The organism is Streptomyces sp. 15-116A (assembly GCF_025290915.1).
GTDB lineage: Bacteria > Actinomycetota > Actinomycetes > Streptomycetales > Streptomycetaceae > Streptomyces.
In genome coordinates this window covers 1-20,001 of sequence record NZ_JAOCQE010000060.1, presented here as the reverse complement: position 1 = coordinate 20,001, position 20,001 = coordinate 1, and the positions used below count along the sequence as shown (strand labels likewise).

At 71.5% G+C, this 20,001-nt stretch carries 18 protein-coding genes and 2 pseudogenes; 15 read left to right on the top strand and 5 right to left on the bottom strand.

The window, feature by feature from the left end; translation table 11 throughout:
- Positions 1-53 precede the first annotated feature (53 nt).
- Complete coding sequence (locus N4P33_RS13325; RefSeq protein ID WP_260826608.1) at positions 54-449, top strand: MarR family winged helix-turn-helix transcriptional regulator; 396 nt, start codon at positions 54-56, stop codon at positions 447-449.
- 15 nt (positions 450-464) lie between these two features.
- Here the strand turns inward: N4P33_RS13325 and N4P33_RS13320 are convergent, their stop codons facing one another.
- Positions 465-875: an SseB family protein gene (locus tag N4P33_RS13320; RefSeq protein ID WP_260826607.1), complete on the bottom strand. Its 411-nt coding sequence runs from the start codon at positions 873-875 to the stop codon at positions 465-467.
- Between the two features lie 200 nt (positions 876-1,075).
- On the opposite strand from N4P33_RS13320, the gene N4P33_RS13315 reads away from it, so the two are divergent.
- Both N4P33_RS13315 and N4P33_RS13310 read left to right on the top strand, forming a co-directional pair.
- Positions 1,076-2,521 carry a glyceraldehyde-3-phosphate dehydrogenase gene (locus tag N4P33_RS13315; RefSeq protein WP_260826606.1) on the top strand — a complete coding sequence of 482 codons (1,446 nt, stop codon included), beginning with the start codon at positions 1,076-1,078 and terminating at the stop codon, positions 2,519-2,521.
- Between the two features lie 89 nt (positions 2,522-2,610).
- The gene (locus N4P33_RS13310) at positions 2,611-3,579 is read left to right on the top strand and encodes a hypothetical protein (RefSeq protein ID WP_260826605.1); all 969 of its coding nucleotides are present in this window, start codon (positions 2,611-2,613) and stop codon (positions 3,577-3,579) included.
- Between the two features lie 76 nt (positions 3,580-3,655).
- Here N4P33_RS13310 and N4P33_RS13305 read toward each other — a convergent pair whose 3' ends face one another.
- The gene (locus N4P33_RS13305; protein ID WP_260826604.1) at positions 3,656-5,311 is read right to left on the bottom strand and encodes an FAD-dependent monooxygenase; all 1,656 of its coding nucleotides are present in this window, start codon (positions 5,309-5,311) and stop codon (positions 3,656-3,658) included.
- A 267-nt stretch (positions 5,312-5,578) separates the two neighbouring features.
- Between N4P33_RS13305 and N4P33_RS13300 the strand changes: the two genes are divergently transcribed.
- The 7 genes from N4P33_RS13300 to N4P33_RS13270 all read left to right on the top strand — a co-directional run bounded on the left by N4P33_RS13300 (position 5,579) and on the right by N4P33_RS13270 (position 10,892).
- Entirely contained in the window at positions 5,579-6,703 is a 1,125-nt protein-coding gene (locus tag N4P33_RS13300; protein WP_260826603.1) for a SchA/CurD-like domain-containing protein, read from the top strand.
- Positions 6,704-6,773: 70 nt separating this feature from the next.
- The gene (locus N4P33_RS13295) at positions 6,774-7,241 is read left to right on the top strand and encodes a cupin domain-containing protein (RefSeq protein WP_260826602.1); all 468 of its coding nucleotides are present in this window, start codon (positions 6,774-6,776) and stop codon (positions 7,239-7,241) included.
- Positions 7,238-8,506 carry a beta-ketoacyl synthase gene (locus N4P33_RS13290; RefSeq protein ID WP_260826601.1) on the top strand — a complete coding sequence of 423 codons (1,269 nt, stop codon included), beginning with the start codon at positions 7,238-7,240 and terminating at the stop codon, positions 8,504-8,506. The genes N4P33_RS13295 and N4P33_RS13290 overlap by 4 nt, the downstream gene beginning before the upstream one ends.
- Positions 8,503-9,750 carry a ketosynthase chain-length factor gene (locus tag N4P33_RS13285; RefSeq protein ID WP_260826600.1) on the top strand — a complete coding sequence of 416 codons (1,248 nt, stop codon included), beginning with the start codon at positions 8,503-8,505 and terminating at the stop codon, positions 9,748-9,750. The genes N4P33_RS13290 and N4P33_RS13285 overlap by 4 nt, the downstream gene beginning before the upstream one ends.
- Positions 9,751-9,776: 26 nt before the next feature.
- Positions 9,777-10,037: an acyl carrier protein gene (locus N4P33_RS13280; protein WP_167990013.1), complete on the top strand. Its 261-nt coding sequence runs from the start codon at positions 9,777-9,779 to the stop codon at positions 10,035-10,037.
- 2 nt (positions 10,038-10,039) lie between these two features.
- The gene (locus N4P33_RS13275; RefSeq protein WP_260826599.1) at positions 10,040-10,522 is read left to right on the top strand and encodes an SRPBCC family protein; all 483 of its coding nucleotides are present in this window, start codon (positions 10,040-10,042) and stop codon (positions 10,520-10,522) included.
- 34 nt (positions 10,523-10,556) lie between these two features.
- Complete coding sequence (locus N4P33_RS13270) at positions 10,557-10,892, top strand: TcmI family type II polyketide cyclase (protein WP_260826598.1); 336 nt, start codon at positions 10,557-10,559, stop codon at positions 10,890-10,892.
- Between the two features lie 79 nt (positions 10,893-10,971).
- Here N4P33_RS13270 and N4P33_RS13265 read toward each other — a convergent pair whose 3' ends face one another.
- On the bottom strand, positions 10,972-12,000 hold the full coding sequence (locus N4P33_RS13265; protein WP_260826596.1) for a methyltransferase: 1,029 nt from the start codon (positions 11,998-12,000) through the stop codon (positions 10,972-10,974).
- Between the two features lie 55 nt (positions 12,001-12,055).
- Entirely contained in the window at positions 12,056-13,117 is a 1,062-nt protein-coding gene (locus N4P33_RS13260) for a nitrous oxide reductase family maturation protein NosD (RefSeq protein ID WP_260826595.1), read from the bottom strand.
- Positions 13,118-13,455: 338 nt separating this feature from the next.
- On the opposite strand from N4P33_RS13260, the pseudogene N4P33_RS13255 reads away from it, so the two are divergent.
- From N4P33_RS13255 to N4P33_RS13235, 5 genes and pseudogenes are all read left to right on the top strand, one after another.
- Positions 13,456-14,154, top strand: a pseudogene (locus N4P33_RS13255) (SidA/IucD/PvdA family monooxygenase); the annotation flags it as partial.
- Positions 14,155-14,371: 217 nt separating this feature from the next.
- A pseudogene (locus N4P33_RS13250) lies at positions 14,372-15,185 on the top strand (ABC transporter permease).
- 122 nt (positions 15,186-15,307) lie between these two features.
- Positions 15,308-16,222 (top strand): diiron oxygenase, encoded by a 915-nt coding sequence (locus N4P33_RS13245; RefSeq protein ID WP_260826594.1) that lies wholly within the window; start codon positions 15,308-15,310, stop codon positions 16,220-16,222.
- A 46-nt stretch (positions 16,223-16,268) separates the two neighbouring features.
- Positions 16,269-17,801 (top strand): FAD-dependent oxidoreductase, encoded by a 1,533-nt coding sequence (locus tag N4P33_RS13240; protein ID WP_260826593.1) that lies wholly within the window; start codon positions 16,269-16,271, stop codon positions 17,799-17,801.
- A gap of 182 nt (positions 17,802-17,983) precedes the next feature.
- The gene (locus tag N4P33_RS13235) at positions 17,984-19,369 is read left to right on the top strand and encodes an MFS transporter (protein ID WP_260826592.1); all 1,386 of its coding nucleotides are present in this window, start codon (positions 17,984-17,986) and stop codon (positions 19,367-19,369) included.
- Between the two features lie 50 nt (positions 19,370-19,419).
- On the opposite strand, the gene N4P33_RS13230 is transcribed toward N4P33_RS13235, so the two are convergent.
- Positions 19,420-20,001 (bottom strand): CdaR family transcriptional regulator (locus tag N4P33_RS13230; RefSeq protein ID WP_260826591.1); only part of this gene is annotated, 582 nt, incomplete at its 5' end.

Genomic DNA, 20,001 nt, shown 5'->3' with positions numbered 1-20,001 from the left:
GAGAGCATTCGATGCGCGTTCATTCAATGTCGAACAAGTGTTACCGTTCGAGTATGGCAGCGCACACCACCGGCACGCGGCTCGAGGAACGGTGGCGGGAGATCCTCGCGGTCCACGCCCGCACCCTGGGCGAGATCGACCGCGCGCTGCATCCCCACGGGCTCGGCGCGTCCGACTTCGAGGTGCTCGACCTGCTGGTGGCCGCGACGCCCGAGGAGGGCGAGCAGTGCCGGGTGCAGAACCTGGTGGGACGGGTGCACCTGAGCCAGAGCGCGCTGTCCCGGCTCATCGCCCGGCTGGAGAAGGACGGCCTGGTCACGCGCAGCATCTGCGCGGAGGACCGGCGCGGGGTGTATGTGGCCCTCACGCGGAAGGGCCGCGCACTGCACGCGGAGGTGCTCCCCCTGCAGCGTGCGGCCCTGGCCCGGTCGCTGGGCGACGGGGCCTGACGGCGCGGCGGGCGGTCAGCCCTGCGGGCGGGCCAGCAGGGTGCGCACTCCTTCCGAGGTGAGCGTCAGACGGTGCTCCGAGCTGCCGTCGATGGTCAGGGACAGGTCCTCGGCCGGCCACTGTGCGGCCAGCGCGCCGAGCGGCACCAGGCGGTAACGGGAGACGAAGGGCAGCAGCCCGGCCATCTCCAGCTCCGAGGTGAACACCGGCACCACCTGTGTACCGCCGGGCTGCTCGAGCACCGGCAGCGCCACCGCGCCGGGGTCGGCGGCCTCCTCGTCGGCCGCGTCGTCGGGCACGGGGATCAGGACGTCGCTGTTGGCCAGGGCATCCAGCGCCGCCGCGTTCTCGGTGTTCTCGGCGAGGGCGTCCAGAGCCTGCTGGGCGGGCGTCGGGGCATTGTTCTCGTGCGCGGGTGTTTCCATGGCATTTTCCCAGGTAGCGGCGGTCGTGCGGCCCACCCGGGACAAGATCCGCCCCGGGCGCAGTGCTGCACGCGTACCCGATCGCCCCGCGCGCAATCCTGCGGCTTCACCCATCACACCCGCCCCGAAAGGGACCCCCTCCGAAGCTGCGTGCGCGCATGGCTATCATATGAGCGCCGTCTAGCTCGAAAGATGATCCTGTGACTGTCAACGAAGACTCGTTCACCAACTGGAAGCACCGCGAGGAGATCGCGGAGTCGATGATCCCGATCATCGGGAAGCTGCACCGCGAGCGGGACGTCACCGTCCTGCTGCACAGCCGCTCCTTGGTGAACAAGTCGGTGGTCAGCATCCTCAAGGCCCACCGCTTCGCCCGGCAGATCGCCGGCAAGGAGCTCTCGGTCACCGAGACGCTGCCCTTCCTGCAGGCGCTCACCACGCTCGACCTCGGCCCGTCGCAGATCGACATCGGCATGCTGGCCGCGACCTACAAGGCCGACGACCGCGGGCTGTCCGTGGAGGCGTTCACCGCCGAGGCGGTCGCGGGTGCCACGGGCGCCAACAAGATCGAGCGCCGCGAGGGCCGGGACGTCGTCCTCTACGGCTTCGGCCGCATCGGCCGCCTGGTCGCCCGCCTGCTGATCGAGAAGTCCGGCTCCGGCAACGGTCTGCGTCTGCGCGCCATCGTCGTCCGCGGTGGCGGGGACCAGGACATCATCAAGCGCGCCTCGCTGCTGCGCCGCGACTCCATCCACGGCCAGTTCCAGGGCACCATCACCGTCGACGAGGCGAACAGCACCATCGTCGCCAACGGCAACGAGATCAAGGTGATCTACGCCGACGACCCGACGAAGGTCGACTACACGGCGTACGGGATCAAGAACGCCATCCTCATCGACAACACCGGCAAGTGGCGCGACCGCGAGGGCCTGTCGAAGCACCTGCGCCCCGGCATCGACAAGGTCGTGCTGACCGCGCCGGGCAAGGGCGACGTCCCCAACATCGTGCACGGCGTCAACCACGACACGATCAAGCCGGACGAGCAGATCCTGTCCTGCGCCTCCTGCACCACCAACGCCATCGTCCCGCCGCTGAAGGCGATGGAGGACGAGTTCGGCGTGCTGCGCGGCCACGTGGAGACCGTGCACTCGTTCACCAACGACCAGAACCTGCTGGACAACTACCACAAGTCCGAGCGCCGGGGCCGCAGCGCGCCCCTGAACATGGTCATCACCGAGACCGGCGCCGCCTCCGCCGTCGCCAAGGCGCTGCCCGACCTCAAGGCGAAGATCACGGGCAGCTCGATCCGTGTGCCGGTGCCGGACGTGTCGATCGCGATCCTCAACCTGCAGCTGGCCCGCGAGACCGACCGCCAGGAGGTCCTCGAGTACCTGCGCGAGGTGTCGCTGACCTCGCCGCTGCGCCGCCAGATCGACTTCATCAGCGCCCCCGACGCGGTCTCCAGCGACTTCATCGGCTCGCGCCACGCCTCGATCGTCGACGCCGGCGCGCTGAAGGTCGACGGCGACAACGCGATCCTCTACCTCTGGTACGACAACGAGTTCGGCTACTCCTGCCAGGTCGTCCGCGTCGTGCAGTACGTCTCCGGGGTGGAGTACCCGACGTACCCGGCGCCGGCCGTCTGACGAGCGCCGCGAGGAGGCTGAGAGGGGCAGATCGGTAACGATCGTCCGCTATGGGTTGCCCGGTGCGGAAGGGTTCCTAGTCTGCGGGCATGCCCCTCTTCAGCAGTCGTACAGCAAAGCGTCCCCGTATCGTCCCCGCGCTCGACGACGCCGTCCTCGCGCGCGTCCTGCGGCAGTTGAGCAAGCGCGGAGGAGAGAGCAGGGCGCTGGACATCGCGCTGGTGTCCTCGGTGCTGGAGGAGACCGGGGACGACTGGGACCTCCGCAACCACCGGGTGTCCGTGCTGGCCGAGGCCACCGCGGGCACGGGGATCTCCTCGGCCTGGGTGGACCGGGAACCGGACAGCGCGGACGCGCTGGTCTTCCACAGCCGGGTCGCCCTGGCGCGGGGACTGCACGAGCGGCACCTGAGGGACGTGCGGCAGGTGGTGGAGGACTGCCGCCGCGCGAGCGAACTGAGCCCGGCGGATCCGCTGCCCTGGGTGACGCTGCTCGGCGTGGCGCGGATCGAGCGGTACGCGCAGGCCGACGTCAACGCGATCTGGCGGGAGGCCACCGGCCGCGACCGCTGGCACCGCGAGGCGTATGTGCAGATGCTCGCCTATCTGTCGCCCGAGGAGGGCGGATCGAGCGCGGCCGTCCTCGACTTCATCGATGTGGTGCGCGCCCACATACCGGCGAACGCACCGTGCGCCCCCATCGAGCTGACGGCGGCGGTGCGCCAGTATCAGGGGCTGCTGGCGCAGGGCGGGGTGCGGGCCATGACGGCCGGTCAGCTGTGGGACACCGGTCAGCTCGCCGCCGCGCTGGAACAGGCCGCCGCGCTGTGGCCGAAGCCGGGCTTCTTCCAGCACGCGGCGCTCCTGGCCGACCTCAACATGCTGGCGTACGCCCTGTGCGCGGCCGGCCGAGCCGCCGACGCGCACCCCGTGTTCCAGGCGCTGCAGAACACGGTCACGCCCTGGCCCTGGAACGCCGAGGGGGATCCCGTCCAGGTCTTCGAGCAGTACCGGGCGAAGGCGGAACGCGGACGGCAGGGCGGCGTCGGGACTCCCTGACACCGCCCTGCCGGGACCTGCTCCTCTCCGCGGAGAGCGTCTCCGGTGGAATCCGCTCGTCTCCGCGGAGACCGGGTCAGGTGCGGGACAGGACCGTCTGCACGGCCTCGCGCAGGGTCCGCAGCGGGTCCGGTGTGCGGTACTCGCAGCGCCAGGCGACGAAGCCGTCGGGGCGCACGAGCACCGCGCCGTCCGTGCTGACGCCGTGGGCCGCGGACCAGTCCTGGTCGCCCTCGGGGGCCAGTTCCGCCTCCGGTCCGTGCCCGATGCGGTAGGAGTCCAGCGGCGCTCCGAGTTCCTTGGCGACCTGCTTGGCCGCGGTGTGCCAGGCGAAGCCCGCCTCGGCGGAGCTGAGCAGGACCAGGTGGCGTTCGTACAGGTCGAGGGTGGAGATCCGGGTGCCGGCGCGGTCCAGCCACAGGTGGGGCGCGCGGCTGCCCGGCTCGCCGTTCAGGGCCAGCGCGTCGGGGACGACGGGGGTCGCCGGGTCGGCGCCGAGCACCGCGCCGCGCGGGTAGCGGTAGCCGAGGGCCACATTGAGGATGCCGCCCCGCTTGCCCGGTCCGCCCGCCCCCTCGGCGGGGGTGTAGCCGGGGTGGCTGTGCTCGACGGAGCGGGTGGAGGCGCGGGCGCTGGTCGCCTCGGCGACCGGCCGGCGTTCGGCGTCGTAGGTGGCGAGGAGCCCGGGTCCGGCCCAGCCGCCCAGCACGGCGGCCAGTTTCCAGGCGAGGTTGTGCGCGTCCTGGATACCGGTGTTGGAGCCGAACGCCCCGGTGGGCGACATCTCGTGGGCCGAGTCGCCGGCCAGGAAGACCCTGCCGTCGGCGTAGCGTTCGGCGACCCGCTCGGCGGCGTGCCAGGCGGCCCGGCCGGTGATCGTGACGTCCAGGTCGGGCGCCCCGACGGCCCGCCGGATGTGGTCGGCGCACCGCTCGTCGGTGAACTCCTCGAGCAGTTCGCCGCGTTCGGGGTGCCAGGGCGCGTGGAACACCCAGTGCTCCTCGTTGTCGACCGGCAGCAGCGCCCCGTCGGCGTCCGGGCTGGTCAGGTAGCAGACGATGAACCGCCGGTCGCCGACGACGGCCGCCAGGTCGCGTGAGGTGAAGGTGACGCTGACGTTGTGGAACAGGTCGCCGGGGCCGCTCTGCCCGATGCCGAGCCGCTCCCGGACGGGGCTGCGCGGGCCGTCGGCGGCGACCAGGTAGTCCGCGCGGATGGTGGTGTGCTCGCCCGTCTCCCGGCTCTTGACCAGCGCGGTCACCCCGTCGGCGTCCTGGTCGAAGGACATCATCTCGGTGGCGAACCGCAGATCGCCGCCGAGCTCCCGGGCGCTCGCGAGCAGCACCGGTTCGAGGTCGTTCTGGCTGCACAGGCACCAGGCGCTGGGGCTGAACCGGGCGAGCCCGCCGCCGGGGTCGATCTCCCGGAACAGCCACTCGCCGGCGTCACCCACCAGGGTCGGGGTCTGCAGGATGCCGTGGTTGCCGGCCAGCACGGAGGCGGCCTGCCGGATCCGCCCCTCGACACCGGCGGTCCGGTACACCTCCATCGTGCGCACGTTGTTGCCGCGTCCGCGGGGATGGATCGAGGTGCCCGCGTGCCGTTCCACGAGGGTGTGCGGCACGCCCAGACGCCCCAGGAACAAGGACATGGACAGGCCCACCAGTGAGCCGCCGACGATGAGCACGGGCGTGCGGTGACCGTTCTCGCCGGCCTCTTCCACTCGGTTCATTGAAAACGCCTCCAGCGTCGCGCGCGACGGGCCGTGGAAAGGGACTCACATTGCATCCCCTGTGCGGGCTCGTCCGCGTCCTGGCGGCACCCGGTTGACGCACGGTTCACCCACCTGCCCCGTGGCGCTCGCGCGCCCCGCGGGGCCCGCCGACCATCGACTCATGGCGACCCCGGCCCTTCGGACGCGGTCGTTCCTGACCTTCCGTGACGAACTTCCGCGAGGACTTCCGCACGGACTTCTGTGAGAAGAGGAGAGGTGCGCCGGATGACCATGTCGGGACGCATATCGCAGTCGGCCTTCGACGGTTCGAGGCTGCGGGTGATCCTGCTGCTCGACCTGTACGAGGGAGCCCAGGAGCAGTTCCTCGACGCGTACGAGCACATGCGCAACAAGGTCGCGTCGGTCCCCGGTCACATCAGTGACCAGCTCTGCCAGTCGATCGAGAACCCCTCGCAGTGGCTGATCACCAGCGAGTGGGAGAGCGCCCCGCCGTTCCTCGCCTGGGTGAACAGCGAGGAGCACGTGGAGACCGTCCGGCCGATGCACAACTGCGTCCGGGACACCCGCTCCATGCGGTACAGCGTCCTGCGCGAGACCCTCCCCGAGCGGCCCCTCACGCCCGAGCGGGCGCAGGCGGGCCTGCAGGCGGCGGTCCGGGTCGGCGACGGGGTGGCGCGGCACGCGCTCACCTTCACCGTCAAGCCGGGCTCGGAGTCCAAGGTGGCCGAGCTGCTGGCCGGTTACCAGTCCCCCAGGGCGCAGGTCGACGACACCACGCGGCTGCGCCGCACCTCCCTGTTCATGCACGGCAACCGGGTCGTGCGGGCTGTGGAGGTGGAGGGCGACCTGCTCGCGGCGCTGCGCCATGTGGCGCGTCAGCCGGAGGTGCGGGCGGTCGAGGAGGCCATCAACCCGTATCTGGAGCAGGACCGGGACCTGACCGACCCGGACTCCGCGCGGGTGTTCTTCACCCGGGCCGCGCTCCCGGCCGTGCACCACGTGGTGCAGGGCAGTCCGGAGCCCGCCGGTCTGCGCCGGCACATGCTGTACTACCCGGCCGTGACCGGCCGCGGCATGGACCTGGCCCGGTTCCTCGCCCACCAGGACGAGGCCGCGGCCGACGACCCGGACAGCCCGGTGTACGCGAGCACCGTCTTCCAGCGCGACGACATCGTGGTCCGCCTGGTCGACGTCACCCGCGACCTCGACCTGGACATCCCGGCCGCCCTCGGTATCAAGGGCCCGGGCAAGGCGGCCGAGCTGGAGCGGCTGCTGGACGGCGCCGCGATCGGCGTCGAAGGCTCCCTCGACTCGGAGCGCACCCTCAACCGGCTCCTGTCGCACGCCGACATGATGCCCGTCACCGACCGCAGCTCGGCGGATTCCTGACGGTCAACCGCGGTGACGTCCGCGGCCCGGCAGCGCCCGGACGTCACCGGCACACCCGGAGGTATCAACCATGTCCAAGCAGCATCCACGCATCGTGGACCTGAGCGAGACGGAACCCAACCGACGGCGCGGAGGTGACCTCAGGACCCTGCTCACCCCGGCCACGGTGGGCTCCACCAGCGGCTTCATGGGCCTGGCGATCATCAAGCCCGGTGAGCGGATCGCCGAGCACTACCACCCGTACTCCGAGGAGTTCGTGTACGTCGTCAGCGGCGCGCTCGAGGTCGACCTGGACGGCGAGCCGTTCGCGCTCCGCGCCGACCAGGGTCTGATGATCCCCGTCGACATGCGGCACCGCTTCCGCAACGTCGGCGACGCCGAGGCCCGGATGGTGTTCCATCTCGGTCCGCTGGCCCCGCATCCGAGTCTGGGTCATGTGGACACCGAGGAGAACGAAGGCGCCGAGGCGGGACCGCAGTTGACGGTCGGCGGGCCGGAGCACGGCCGGCCGTCCGAGCCGAGTGGGGCCATAAAATGACCCGCCGAGTGGCCGTCACCGGTGTCGGTGTGGTCGCTCCCGGCGGCATCGGGGCCACGGCCTTCTGGGACCTGCTCGCGGCGGGACGCACCGCCACCCGCGGCATCACCCTGTTCGACCCGGCCGGTCTGCGCTCGCGCATAGCCGCCGAGTGCGACTTCGACCCCTTCGAGCACGGCCTCGACGCGGAGCTGTCCCAGCACGCGGACCGGTACATCCAGTTCGCCGTGGTGGCGGCCCGGGAGGCGGTGCGCGACTCCGGTCTCGACACCGGTGCCGAGGACCCGTGGCGCACCGCGGTGTCGCTGGGCAGCGCGGTCGGCGGCACCACCCGGCTGGAACACGATTACGTGCTGGTCAGCGAGCGAGGCAAGCGCTGGGACGTCGACCACGAGAAGGCCGAGGAGAAGCTGCACCTGGCGTTCTCCCCGAGCACGCTCGCCTCGGTCGTCGCCGAGCAGTTCGGCGCCAGGGGCCCGGTGCAGACCGTCTCCACCGGCTGCACCTCCGGTCTGGACGCGGTCGGCTACGCCTTCCACACCATCACCGAGGGCCGGGCCGACGTGTGCATCGCGGGCGCCTCGGACTCGCCGATCTCCCCGATCACCATGGCGTGCTTCGACGCGATCAAGGCGACGTCGCCGAACAACGACGACCCGGAGCACGCCTCCAGGCCGTTCGACGCCCACCGCGACGGGTTCGTGATGGGTGAGGGCGCGGCGGTGCTGGTCCTCGAGGAGTACGAGCACGCGCGGGCCCGCGGGGCCGAGATCTACTGCGAGCTCAGCGGCTACGCCACCTACGGCAACGCCTACCACATGACCGGTCTGACCAGCGAGGGGCTGGAGATGGCCCGGGCGATCGACACCACGCTCGATCAGGCCCGTATCGACCCCACGCAGATCGACTACGTCAACGCGCACGGCTCCGGCACCCGGCAGAACGACCGGCACGAGACGGCCGCGGTGAAGCGGTCGCTGGGCGCGCACGCCCACGACACGCCCATGAGCTCCATCAAGTCCATGGTGGGGCACTCGCTGGGCGCGATCGGCGCGATCGAGGTGGTCGCGTGCGTCCTCGCCCTGAAGCACCAGGTGGTGCCGCCGACGGCGAACTACGAGACCCCCGACCCGGAGTGCGACCTGGACTACGTGCCGCGCACCGCACGCCCGCGGAAGCTCCAGAACGTGCTCTCCGTCGGCAGCGGGTTCGGCGGCTTCCAGTCCGCGGTGCTGCTGACCGGGCCGGGCGGGAGGACACCATGAGCACTCAGCGCCCCGGGCGCGCCGCCATCACCGGTATCGGGGTGATCGCGCCCAACGGACTGCGCACGGACGCCTACTGGAAGTCCGTGCGCGAAGGTCTCAGCGTGCTGGACCGCATCACCCGCGAGGGCTGCACGGACATGCCGCTGCAAGTGGCGGGTGAGGTGCGGGCCTTCGACGCGTCGGCTCTCATCGAGGACAAGTTCCTGGTGCAGACCGACCGGTTCAGTCACTTCGCGATGGCCGCCGCCGCCCTCGCGCTCGACGACGCCGGCCTCGGCGGCGGCAACCCCGCCGAGCCGTTCTCCGTCGGCGTGGTCACCGCCGCCGGTTCAGGCGGCGGCGAGTTCGGGCAGCGGGAGCTGCAGAAGCTGTGGGGCCAGGGGTCGAAGTTCGTGGGCCCCTACCAGTCGATCGCCTGGTTCTACGCGGCGAGCACCGGCCAGATCTCCATCCGGGGCGGCTTCAAGGGGCCGTGCGGGGTGGTGGCCAGCGACGAGGCGGGCGGTCTGGACTCCCTCGCGCACGCGGCACGGGCGGTGCGCCGCGGCACCGGCACGATGATCGTGGGGGCCGCCGAGGCGCCCCTGGCCCCGTACTCGATGGTGTGCCAGCTCGGCTACCCCGAGCTGAGCACCGTCGCGGAACCCGACCGTGCCTACCGCCCGTTCACGTCGTCGGCCTGCGGGTTCGTGCCCGCGGAGGGCGGTGCGCTGCTCGTCGTGGAGGACGAGGAGCGGGCCCGTGAGCGCGGCGCGGAGGTACGGGCGGTCCTCGCCGGGCACGCCGCCACCTTCACCGGCGCCTCCCGCTGGGCGGACTCCCGGGAAGGGCTCGCCCGCGCGATCCGCGGCGCCCTCGACGAGGCCGGCTGCGCCCCCGAGGAGATCGACGTGGTGTTCGCCGACGCGATGGGCGTGCCCGAGGCGGACCGCGCCGAGGCGCTGGCGATCGCCGACGCGCTCGGCGCGCACGGCCGACGGGTGCCTGTCACCGCGCCCAAGACCGGCTTCGGACGCGCCTACTGCGGTGCGCCGGTGCTGGACACGGTGGCGGCGGTGCTCGCCATGGAACACGGACAGGTGCCGCCCACGCCGAACGTGTTCGACACCTGCCACGACCTCGATCTGGTGATGGAGCGCGCTCGCCCCGCCGAGCTGCGCACGGCCCTCGTCCTCAGCCGGGGACTGATGGGCTCCAACGCGGCGCTGGTCGTGCGCCGCGGTGGCGAATCCGCCCGGTAGGACCGGGCGGGGAAGGAGCAGATCCCATGATCACCACCGAAGTGACCTTCGACGAGCTGGCCGCGCTGATGAAGAAGGCGGCCGGCATCACCGTCGACCCGCAGGAGCTGCGGCAGTCGGCCGAGTCGCCGTTCGACTCCTTCGGTCTCGACTCGCTCGGCCTGCTCGGCATCGTCGGCGAGCTGGAGAACCGGTACGGCCGGTCGCTTCCCCCCGACTCGGAGCGCTGCAAGACGCCCCAGGAGTTCCTCGACCTCGTCAACAGCACCCTCAAGGCTGGAGCCTGAAAGTGGCCGGACACACCGAGAACAGCATCACCATCGACGCTCCCTTCGACCTGGTCTGGGAGATCACCAACGACCTGGAGAACTGGCCGAACCTGTTCAGCGAGTACGCCTCGGTCGAGGTGCTCTCGCGGGAGGGCGACACCACGACGTTCCGTCTGACGATGCACCCGGACGAGAACGGCAAGGTGTGGAGCTGGATCTCCGAGCGCACCCCGGACCGCGCCGCGCGCACGGTGCGGGCCCGCAGGGTCGAGACGGGTCCGTTCGCCCACATGGACATCCTGTGGGAGTACGCGGAGCTGCCCGGCGGCACCCAGATGAAGTGGACGCAGGACTTCGCGATGAAGCCCGACGCGCCGGTCGACGACGACTGGATGACGGACAACATCAACCGCAACTCCCGCGTCCAGATGGCCCTGATCCGGGACCGCATCGAGCAGGCCGCACGGGAGCGCGAGAGCGCGTCCGTGGCGTCCTCCCGCTGACCGCGGGCCCAGGGAAGAGGGAAGGACACCGCCCATGCACCATGCCCTGATCGTCGCCCGGATGAAGCCCGGTTCGGCGCCGCAGATCGCCGAGGTGTTCGCCGACTCCGACCGGGGTGAACTCCCCCACCTGGTCGGGGTGACGCGGCGCAAGCTGTTCCAGTTCGGCGACGACGTGTACCTGCACCTCATCGAGGCGGAGCAGGATCCGGCTCCGGCCATCGCGAAGCTGGCCGGGCACCCCGAGTTCCGCGGCATCAGCGAGCGGCTGGAGGCGTACGTCAGCGCGTACGACCCGGCGACCTGGCGCTCCCCCAAGGACGCCATGGCCCAGTGCTTCTACCACTGGCAGCGCGACGCCCGCTCCTGAGCGAGCGGCAACACCCGAGGCCGCCGGTCCCGCGTCTGACGCGGAGCCGGCGGCCTCGGGTTGTGGCGGTCGCCCCGGATCAGCCCGGGACGGTGCACTCGAAGGCGTGCAGATAGGCGTTGACCGGGCTGATCTCGCCGATGACCAGGCCGGCTGCGGTGAGCCGGTCGGTCATGCTCTGCCGGGTGTGCTTGGCACCGCCGACGTTGAGGAGCAGCAGCAGGTCCATCGCCGTGGTGAACCGCATCGACGGGGTGTCGTCGACGAGGTTCTCGATGACGACGACGCGGGCTCCGGGCCGCGCGGCCGCGCGGACGTTGGCCAGCGCCCGGCGGGTGCTGTCGTCGTCCCACTCCAGGACGTTCTTGATGATGTACACGTCGGCCGTGACGGGGATGGTCTCGCGGCAGTCCCCGGCGATGACCTGGACGCGGCCGGCGAGCGCGCCGCCCTCGCGCAGCCGCGGGTCGGCGTTCTCGACGACGCCCGGCAGGTCGAGCAGGGTGCCGGTGAGCTGGGGGTGCTTCTCCAGGAGGCTGGCCAGGACATGGCCCTGGCCGCCGCCGATGTCCACCACCGAGGACACGTCGCCGAGGTCGAGGAGCCGGGCGACGTCGCGCGCCGACTGCTCGCTGGAGGTGGTCATGGCCCGGTTGAACACGTGCGCGGACTCGGGGGCCGCCTCGTTGAGGTACTCGAAAAACTCCCGGTCGTAGACGTCCTCGAAGACGTTGCGCCCGGAGCGCACCGCCTCGTCCAGCAGCGGCCAGACGTTCCAGGTCCACGGCTCGGTGCACCACAGCGCGATCCAGCGCAGGCTGTGCGGGTCGTCCTCGCGCAGCAGGCGGGACATCTCGGTGTGGGCGAAGGTGCCGTCGGCGTGTTCGGTGAAGACGCCCTGGCAGGAGAGCGCCCGCAGCAGCCGGCGCAGGGTGTGCGGCTCGGTCTTCACCGCCGCCGCCAGGTCGTCCACCGTCATGGGGGTGTCGTCCAGCGCGTCCGCCACGCCCAGGCGGACGGCCGCGCGGACGGCGGCGGCGCAGGCCGCCCCGAAAACGAGCTCCCTCAGCCGCATGGGCGGCGGGGGAGCCTGATCAACGGTCGTCATCCGTTGCCTCGCTTCTGCAGTGCTGTCGGTGGGGGGTGAGGGGGCCGAACGGGCGTCAGCACATGCCGGCGGGCTCGGAGAGCGTGCAGGTGTTGCGGCTGAACGTGTTGTTCTTGGCGGTGTCCCGGTTGGCCAGGTCGGCGGGGCTGTTGCCGGTCACCAGGTTGTCGCGGATGTCGTTGCGCTCGTTGGGCGTGCCGACGAGGCTCTTGAACAGCACGATGCCGCCGGAGAGCGGGGAGGTGCCCTTGTTGTTCTCGACGCGGTTGTAGGTCACGCGGGTCTTCTCGGCGCCGGTGAGGACGATGCCGGAGCCCTGCAGGAAGGGCAGCCGCGGGGTCTTGGCGCAGTACTTGTTGTTGGCGTGGATGTGGTTGTGACTGACGCTCAGGTCGCCGGCGCGGGGCTTGCGCTCGTCGCCGACGACGAACACGGCGGCGCAGTTCCCGGTGGCCTCGTTGTGGTCGACGCTGAGGTTGCGCAGCCGGCGCACGGTGACGCCGACCCGGTTGCCGACCATGCGGTTGTGGCGGATGACGGTGCCCTGTGCGTCGCGGGCGCCTTCCTCGGTGTCGATGGTGTTGGACACGAACAGGCCCGCGTCGCCGTTGCTGCGGGCGACGTTGTGGTTGAGCACGCTGCGCACGGAGCGTTCCAGGGCGATGCCCCAGGTGCCGTTCTTCTCGGCGAGCACTCCCTGGACCTGCAGCCGGTCCGTGCGGCTGGCCCACAGTCCGTGCTTGGCGTAGCCGCGCAGCGTCAACGAGCGTACGGCGACGTCCTTGACGGCCTTCTTGTCGGTGCCGGTGACGCAGATACCGCTGCCCGCCTTGGCGCAGGCGTCCTTCTCCTTGGTGTCGGGGACCAGCACGGTGCGGTGGGCGCCGTAGCCGCGCACCGTCAGGTCCGACACGGTGATGCGGACGCTCTCCTTGTAGGTGCCGGGCGCGATGAGGACGGTGTCTCCGGGCTTGGCCGCGTTCACGGCCTTCTGGATGGACTGGCCGGGCTGGACGCGGTGCACGGTCCGGTGGTCGGCGGACGACGGGCTCGCGCCGAGTCCCGAGGCGACGACGGCGACGGTGCAGGCGACGTATACGAGGTGTCGTTTGGTCATGTGCCGAAGCTACGAGCGGGTGTTCCGGCCCGCCACCGCTGATCACCCGGGCGGCAGTGCGGCGTACGCCGTCCGGCGGGACCCGGGCGACGGGCCGTCAGAGGTGCTGGACGACGGTCCGTCAAAGGGGTAGCCGCAGCAGGGCGGTTGTGGTTAGCCTTACCTAAGTTCGAGTGTCCTTCCATAGTCTGTTCACCCCGGTCAACGCGGCGCTCGTGCTGCTCGACGACGCGCAGTCGGCGCTGGCGGGCCTCGCCCGGCTGATCGGTGTCACGGACCTGGAGCCGCCCACCAGCGAGACGCCCACCGAGACGTTCGCCGCGAAGTCCTCCAAGTCGCGCCGCGGCACGCCCGTGCGCCGGGCCGTCGTCCTCGGGGCCGGCCAGAGCGCCGCCGAGGCAGTCGACTACCTCCACCGCACCTTCCCGGACGCCGAGATCTGCTCGGTGTTCGGCAAGTACGGGTACACGCCCGCCGACGACAGCCCGTTCGCCAACCGGATCGTCGACCCCGAGGCGGTCGACGTCTACTACGGGGCCCCGGCCGAGGTGAAGCGGTCGCTGTACGACTACCACCGCAGCACCAACTACTCCGTGGTGGACCTGGAGTTGATCGAGGCGCTGTCCCGGACGATGTACCAGGAGAAGGTCCAGGGCAGGCAGCGGCTGCGGATGATGAACGTCTCACGGATCCGCGAGGTCACCACCGACGGCGACGGCGACCGCATCGAGGTGACGGTGGAGTTCCTGCCCACCGGTGAACGCGAGACGCTCCGCTCCGACCTTCTCGTCTACGCGACCGGCTACCAGCCGCAGGGCATCGCCGGCAACCTCGGTGCGATCGCCAAGCTCTGCCTGCGCGACGAGGAGGACGAACTGCGCGTCGGCCGTGACCACCGCGTGGAGACCAACCCGAACGTCACCGCGGATCTCTACCTCCAGGGCGGCACGGAACACACCCCCGGCCTCACCTCCACCCTGCTGTCCACGACGGCCGTACGCTCCGGGGAGATCTGCGCGTCCCTGCCGGCCCGGCGGCACCCGGCCCCCTCCCGTGCGACGGCGGAGTGCGCGCGCGGACAGCCGGGGACAGAGGTGACGGCACCAGACGGCACCAGACGGCACCGGAACACGATGAACGCACCGGAAGGCCCCGGACCACGGCGAACACACCGAACGACCCGGGACCACGATGAACGCCCCGAACAGCCCATGACCACGCCGGACGCCCCAGTCCCCATGTGAGCACACCCCGATGAGCGCACCCGCCCTCGCCGCCGAGACCCTGCTCCCCGTGGGCACCGCGCTCGCCGTCACCCTCGTCGTGCTGCTGCTCGTGGCGACTGGGGTGGCCGCGCTGTTCCGGCTGTCCCCCGACGCCTCGTACCGCCGGGCGCGCGAGATCGTCACGGCGGGTCTGCGGGCCGCCGTGCAACTGGCAGCCGTGTCCGCGGTGATCGGCTGGGCGGTGCATCACACCGCCGGGCTGATCGCGTTCCTGCTCATGCTGGGCGTGGCGCCCCGGACGGCCGGGCGGCGCATCACGGTCAACGGCACGTGGTGGTGGGCCGCCCTGCCGATCACGGCGCCCGTGCTGCCGGCCGTCGCCGGGCTCGTGGCGGCCGGTCTGCTGACGGTGCCCGGTGTCGCCGTCGTCCCGGTCAGCGGGATCCTCATCGGCGGGGCGCTCACCGCGACGTTGCTGCTGGCGGGGCGCCGTGCGCTGGACGAGGTCGCGCAGGGGCACGGCGAAGTGGAGGCCGCGCACCCCGCGCGAGGCCCGGCTGGAGGTGGCCCGCGGCGCCGCCTCGGACGCCCTGCTGCCCGCCCTCGACCAGACCCGCACGGTCGGCCTGGTCACGCTGCCGGGCGCGTTCGTCGGGATGCTCCTGGCCGGTGCGTCTCCCCTGATGGCCGGCGCCGTCCAGGTCTTCGTGCTCATCGCGCTGCTGGCCGTGGAGGCGATCTCCGTCGCCCTGACCGTCGACCTGGTGGGCCGCGGCCGGCTCCATCGCGAGGCGGTACCGGGTCGGAGAACAAAGGCCCAACCCGCCGTTACCGGGGGGTAGGCAGCCGCCCCCTCTTGCTATACAGTCCGTCAACAAGCGAGCCGCTGTTACCGCAGGTAAGTCACGGGTAGAAGCGGCCAGGACGAGCGCATCGCACGGATTCGACTCGAGGAGCCCCGCACATGGCACTGAGCATCCCGCGGCCGGAGACCCGGACCCAGCCCGCCGAGGAGGGCGTCGCCCGCCGGCTGCTCGACTCGTCCGCGCAGCTCTCCTACGACCCGCTCACCGAGGTCGACTGGGAGACGCCGCTGGACACCGGCTACCACGGCGCCAGCCCCGAGTGGAGCACCCTCTACGGGACGGCGTACTGGAACGAGATGACCGAGGAGCAGCGCAAGGCGCTGACGCGCCAGGAGGCCGCGTCGGTCGCCAGCACCGGCATCTGGTTCGAGATGATCCTGCAGCAGATGGTGCTGCGCGACATCTACGCCAAGGACCCGACGGACGACACCTTCCAGTGGGCGCTCACCGAGATCGCCGACGAGTGCCGCCACTCGATCATGTTCGCGCGCGGCGCGAAGAAGCTCGGCGCCCCGGCCTACCGCCCGCACCGGGTCGCGGTCGAACTCGGCAGGCTGTTCAAGACCGTTGCCTTCGGCGAGGCCGCGTACGCGGCGATCCTGGTCGCCGAGGAGGTCCTCGATGTCATGCAGCGCGACTGGATGCGCGACGAGCGGGTCGTGCCGTTCGTGCGCACCATCAACAACATCCATGTCGTCGAGGAATCACGGCACATGAAGTTCGCCCGCGAGGAGACGCGCAGGCACCTCGCCCGCGCCGGCCGGGTACGCCGTGGGACCCACTCGGTCCTGATCGCCATCGCGGCCTACGTCATCGTCACGAGCATGGTGAACCCCAAGGTGTACGCCAACGCCGGCCTGGACCAGGAGCGCGCCGTGCGCGAGGCGCGGGCCAACGAGCACCACAAGGCGATGCTGCGCTCCAGCTGCGCGGGCCTGATGGACTTCCTCGGCTCGGTGGGACTGCTCACCAAGCCGGCCCTCTACTGGTACAAGCGCGCCCACCTGATCTGACGAGACAGCCCCCGGCACGACCTCCCTTGCGAGCGGACGACTCACCATGGCCTTCGCGATCACCCAGACCTGCTGCAACGACGCCACCTGTGTGTCCGTCTGCCCGGTCAACTGCATTCACCCCACGCCCGGCGAACGGGACTTCGGCAGCACGGAGATGCTGTACATCGACCCGAAGGCCTGCATCGACTGCGGCGCCTGCGCCGACGCGTGCCCCGTGGACGCGGTCTTCCCGGTCGACCGGCTGACGGAGGATCAGCGGGAGTACGCCGAGATCAACGCCGCGTACTTCGAGCAGGACGAGACCCGGGCGGTGCCGGACGCGGACACCGATCTCGGCCCGGTCTTCCACGCCTGGGGCAGGCCGGTCTTCGACCGCGTCCTGCCGCCCGACTTCGGACCGCTGCGGGTCGCGATCGTCGGTACGGGACCGGCCGGGATGTACGCCGCCAAGGATCTGCTGCTGCACACACCGGCCGAGGTGACGCTCATCGACCGGCTTCCGGTCGCCGGCGGGCTGGTGCGGTTCGGTGTGGCGCCGGACCACCCGGCGACCAGGAAGGTGAGCGAGACCTTCGCCCACGTCCACGCCCACCCGCGGGTGCGCACCCATCTCGGTCTGGAGGTGGGCACCCACATCACGGCCGAGGAACTGGCCGCCCACCACGACGCGGTGATCTACGCCGTGGGCGCGGCGACCGACCGGCGGCTCGGCATCCCGGGCGAGGACCGGCCGGGCAGCATCTCCGCGACCACCTTCGTCGCCTGGTACAACGGGCATCCCGAGGTCGCGCCGGACGCCGTGGACCTCTCCGCCGAACGCGTCGTCGTGGTCGGCAACGGCAACGTCGCCCTCGACGCCGCGCGCATCCTGGTCTCGGACCCGGAGACGCTGGCCGGCACGGAGATCGCCGCGCACGCGCTGCGGGAGCTGCGCCGCAGCAAGGTGCGCGAGGTGGTCCTGCTCGCGCGCCGGGGCCCCGAGCACGCCGCGTACACCCGGCCCGAACTGCTGGCCCTGAAGCACCTGTCGGGGGTGGACCTGCTGATCGACGACCACGATCCGCGCATCGGTCCGGCCGTCGACACCGCGGGGCCGAGGGACAAGGCGGCGGTCCTGCGGGGAGTGCCCCGGGAGTCCCTCGACTGGTCCGTGTCGCCGGACGCGGCAGGCGGGCGGCGCCGGATCGTCCTCCGCTTCCACTCCGCCCCGCTGGAGGTGTGCGGCGACGACGCCACCCGCGCGGTGCGCGTCACCGGTGCCTCGGGTGAGGTGGAGATCCCGGCCGGGACGGTGCTGCGGGCGATCGGCTACCGCGGAGTGCCGCAGGCGGGGCTGCCGTTCGACGAGGCCGGCGGGACCGTGCCGCACGAGCGCGGCAGGGTGACCGGGAGGCCCGGCACCTACGTCGTGGGCTGGATCAAGCGCGGCCCCTCGGGCGGCATCGGCGCCAACCGAGCCTGCGCGGCGGAGACGGTCGGCACACTGCTCGCCGACGCGGTGGCGGGCACCCTGCCCGCACCGTCCGCCGGTGCCAAGGCCTTCCACCGCCTGGCCCGCCGCCGCCGGCGCGGCTGACGGGCCGACGCCGAAGCCGGTCCTGCCCTCCTCTGACACTGGGCCCTCATGGTGGGTGCGCGCATAGACTCGCGCCGAACTATGGGGGCCCACCACATGTGCGCCTCACCTGCCTGTTTCTACGGTGTGCCGACACGTAGCAACACGTACCCGTCCCCACCGCACACGAGGAAGTGGCGCACATGGCCTCCGCAGCATCCGCTCCCCCGACGCCCTCGAATCTGAAGCGCATTGTCGCCGCCAGCCTCATCGGCACCACCATCGAGTGGTACGACTTCTTCCTGTACGGCTCCGCCGCCGCGCTGGTCTTCAACAAGCTGTTCTTCCCCGAGTCCGATCCGCTGGTCGGCACTCTGCTGTCGTTCCTGACGTACGCGGTCGGATTCGCCGCCCGTCCCCTCGGCGCGCTGGTCTTCGGGCACTACGGGGACCGGCTGGGCCGCAAGAAGCTGCTGGTGCTGAGCCTGCTGCTGATGGGCGGGGCGACTTTCGCGATCGGCCTGCTGCCCACGCACGCCACGATCGGCAGCGCCGCGCCGGTGCTGCTCACCGTGCTCCGGCTGATCCAGGGCTTCGCGCTGGGCGGCGAGTGGGGCGGCGCCGTGCTGCTGGTGTCCGAGCACGGGGACGCGAAACGCCGCGGCTTCTGGGCGTCCTGGCCGCAGACGGGCGCCCCGGCGGGGCAGCTGCTGGCGACCGGTGTGCTGTCCTTCCTGACCGCGGTGCTGTCGGAGGCGGCCTTCGGCAGCTGGGGCTGGCGGATCCCGTTCCTGCTCTCCGGTGTGCTCGTGATCGTCGGTCTGTGGATTCGTCTCTCTGTCGACGAGTCGCCGGTGTTCAAGCAGGCGCTGGAGCAGGCCGAGGCCCGCAAGGCGGAGGCCACGGCCGAGCGGATGCCGCTGGTGGCCGTGCTCAAGCACCACTGGCGTGACGTGCTGGTCGCGATGGGCGCCCGTATGGCGGAGAACATCAGCTACTACGTGATCACCGCGTTCATCCTCGTCTACGCCACCGTCTCGGCCGGCGTGTCGAAGCAGACCGCGCTCAACGCCGTGCTGATCGCCTCCGCGATCCACTTCGCGGTGATCCCGGCCTGGGGCGCGCTGTCGGACCGGATCGGCCGCCGGCCCGTGTATCTGATCGGCGCGGTGGGTGTGGCGCTGTGGATGTTCCCGTTCTTCGCGCTGATCGACACCGGCGGCTTCGGTGCGCTGCTCCTCGCGGTGACCGTGGGCCTGGTGCTGCACGGCGCGATGTACGCACCGCAGGCGGCGTTCTTCTCCGAGATGTTCGCGACCCGGATGCGGTACTCCGGTGCCTCCATCGGCGCCCAGTTCGCCTCGGTCGCGGCGGGCGCCCCCGCTCCGCTGATCGCCACCGCGCTGCTGGACGCGTACGGCACGTCCGTGCCGATCTCGATGTACGTCATCGCGGCGAGCCTGCTGACGATCGTGGCCCTGGCCGCGGCCAAGGAGACCCGCCACCGGGACCTGGCGGACGTCGCGCCCTCCGGTGACACGGACGGGCCGGCCAAGACCCGGACCGCCGAGGACGCGCACACCGTCTGAGGCCTCCGATCCCGCTCCGCCGGCCCCCGTACGCACCCCGCGTACGGGGGTCAGTGCTCTGCGGGTGCCGGTTGCGGGCCGGACAGGCGGTGCAGGCGCAGGGCCAGCTGGATCTCCAGGGCCCGGGCGGGGCTCTGCCAGTCGTCGCCGAGCAAGCGGCCGATGCGTTCCAGGCGCTGGGCGACGGTGTTCACATGGACGTGCAGCTCGTCCTTGGTGCGGGCGGGGCTCATACCGCAGGCGAAGTAGGCGTCGAGGGTGCGCAGCAGCTCCGTGCCCCGGCGTTCGTCGTAGGCGACGACCTGGCCGATGGTGCGGTCGACGAATCCCGCGACGTCCCGCTCGCCGGCCAGCAGCAGCCCGAGGAAGCCGAAGTCCTCGGCGGCGGCGCCGTCGCCGCAGCGGCCGAGCAGCCGCAGGGCGTCGAGGCAGCGCCGGGCCTCCGCGTAGGCCGCGGCCACGGTGTCGGGGCGGGCGGTGAGGCGTTCGACGGGGGCCGAGGCGCCGACGGTCACCGGTTCCTGGACGGCCGTGCCCAGATGACGGGCGGTACGACGGGCCAGGTCGGTGGCGGTGTCGTCGCCGGTCAGCGGCAGCAGCAGGACGGTGCCGCCGTCCCGGGCTGCGGCCAG

Excerpts from the sequence above, each read along its gene's own strand:
- N4P33_RS13245 (WP_260826594.1), top strand. The coding sequence starts at position 15,308 with ATGGCACTGAGCATCCCGCGGCCGGAGACCCGGACCCAGCCCGCCGAG.
- N4P33_RS13310 (WP_260826605.1), top strand. The coding sequence starts at position 2,611 with ATGCCCCTCTTCAGCAGTCGTACAGCAAAGCGTCCCCGTATCGTCCCC.
- N4P33_RS13260 (WP_260826595.1), bottom strand. The coding sequence starts at position 13,117 with ATGACCAAACGACACCTCGTATACGTCGCCTGCACCGTCGCCGTCGTC.
- N4P33_RS13290 (WP_260826601.1), top strand. The coding sequence starts at position 7,238 with ATGACCCGCCGAGTGGCCGTCACCGGTGTCGGTGTGGTCGCTCCCGGC.
- N4P33_RS13300 (WP_260826603.1), top strand. The coding sequence starts at position 5,579 with ATGACCATGTCGGGACGCATATCGCAGTCGGCCTTCGACGGTTCGAGG.
- N4P33_RS13325 (WP_260826608.1), top strand. The coding sequence starts at position 54 with ATGGCAGCGCACACCACCGGCACGCGGCTCGAGGAACGGTGGCGGGAG.
- N4P33_RS13295 (WP_260826602.1), top strand. The coding sequence starts at position 6,774 with ATGTCCAAGCAGCATCCACGCATCGTGGACCTGAGCGAGACGGAACCC.
- N4P33_RS13240 (WP_260826593.1), top strand. The coding sequence starts at position 16,269 with ATGGCCTTCGCGATCACCCAGACCTGCTGCAACGACGCCACCTGTGTG.
- N4P33_RS13280 (WP_167990013.1), top strand. The coding sequence starts at position 9,777 with ATGATCACCACCGAAGTGACCTTCGACGAGCTGGCCGCGCTGATGAAG.
- N4P33_RS13270 (WP_260826598.1), top strand. The coding sequence starts at position 10,557 with ATGCACCATGCCCTGATCGTCGCCCGGATGAAGCCCGGTTCGGCGCCG.
- N4P33_RS13285 (WP_260826600.1), top strand. The coding sequence starts at position 8,503 with ATGAGCACTCAGCGCCCCGGGCGCGCCGCCATCACCGGTATCGGGGTG.
- N4P33_RS13235 (WP_260826592.1), top strand. The coding sequence starts at position 17,984 with ATGGCCTCCGCAGCATCCGCTCCCCCGACGCCCTCGAATCTGAAGCGC.
- N4P33_RS13320 (WP_260826607.1), bottom strand. The coding sequence starts at position 875 with ATGGAAACACCCGCGCACGAGAACAATGCCCCGACGCCCGCCCAGCAG.
- N4P33_RS13305 (WP_260826604.1), bottom strand. The coding sequence starts at position 5,311 with ATGAACCGAGTGGAAGAGGCCGGCGAGAACGGTCACCGCACGCCCGTG.
- N4P33_RS13265 (WP_260826596.1), bottom strand. The coding sequence starts at position 12,000 with ATGACGACCGTTGATCAGGCTCCCCCGCCGCCCATGCGGCTGAGGGAG.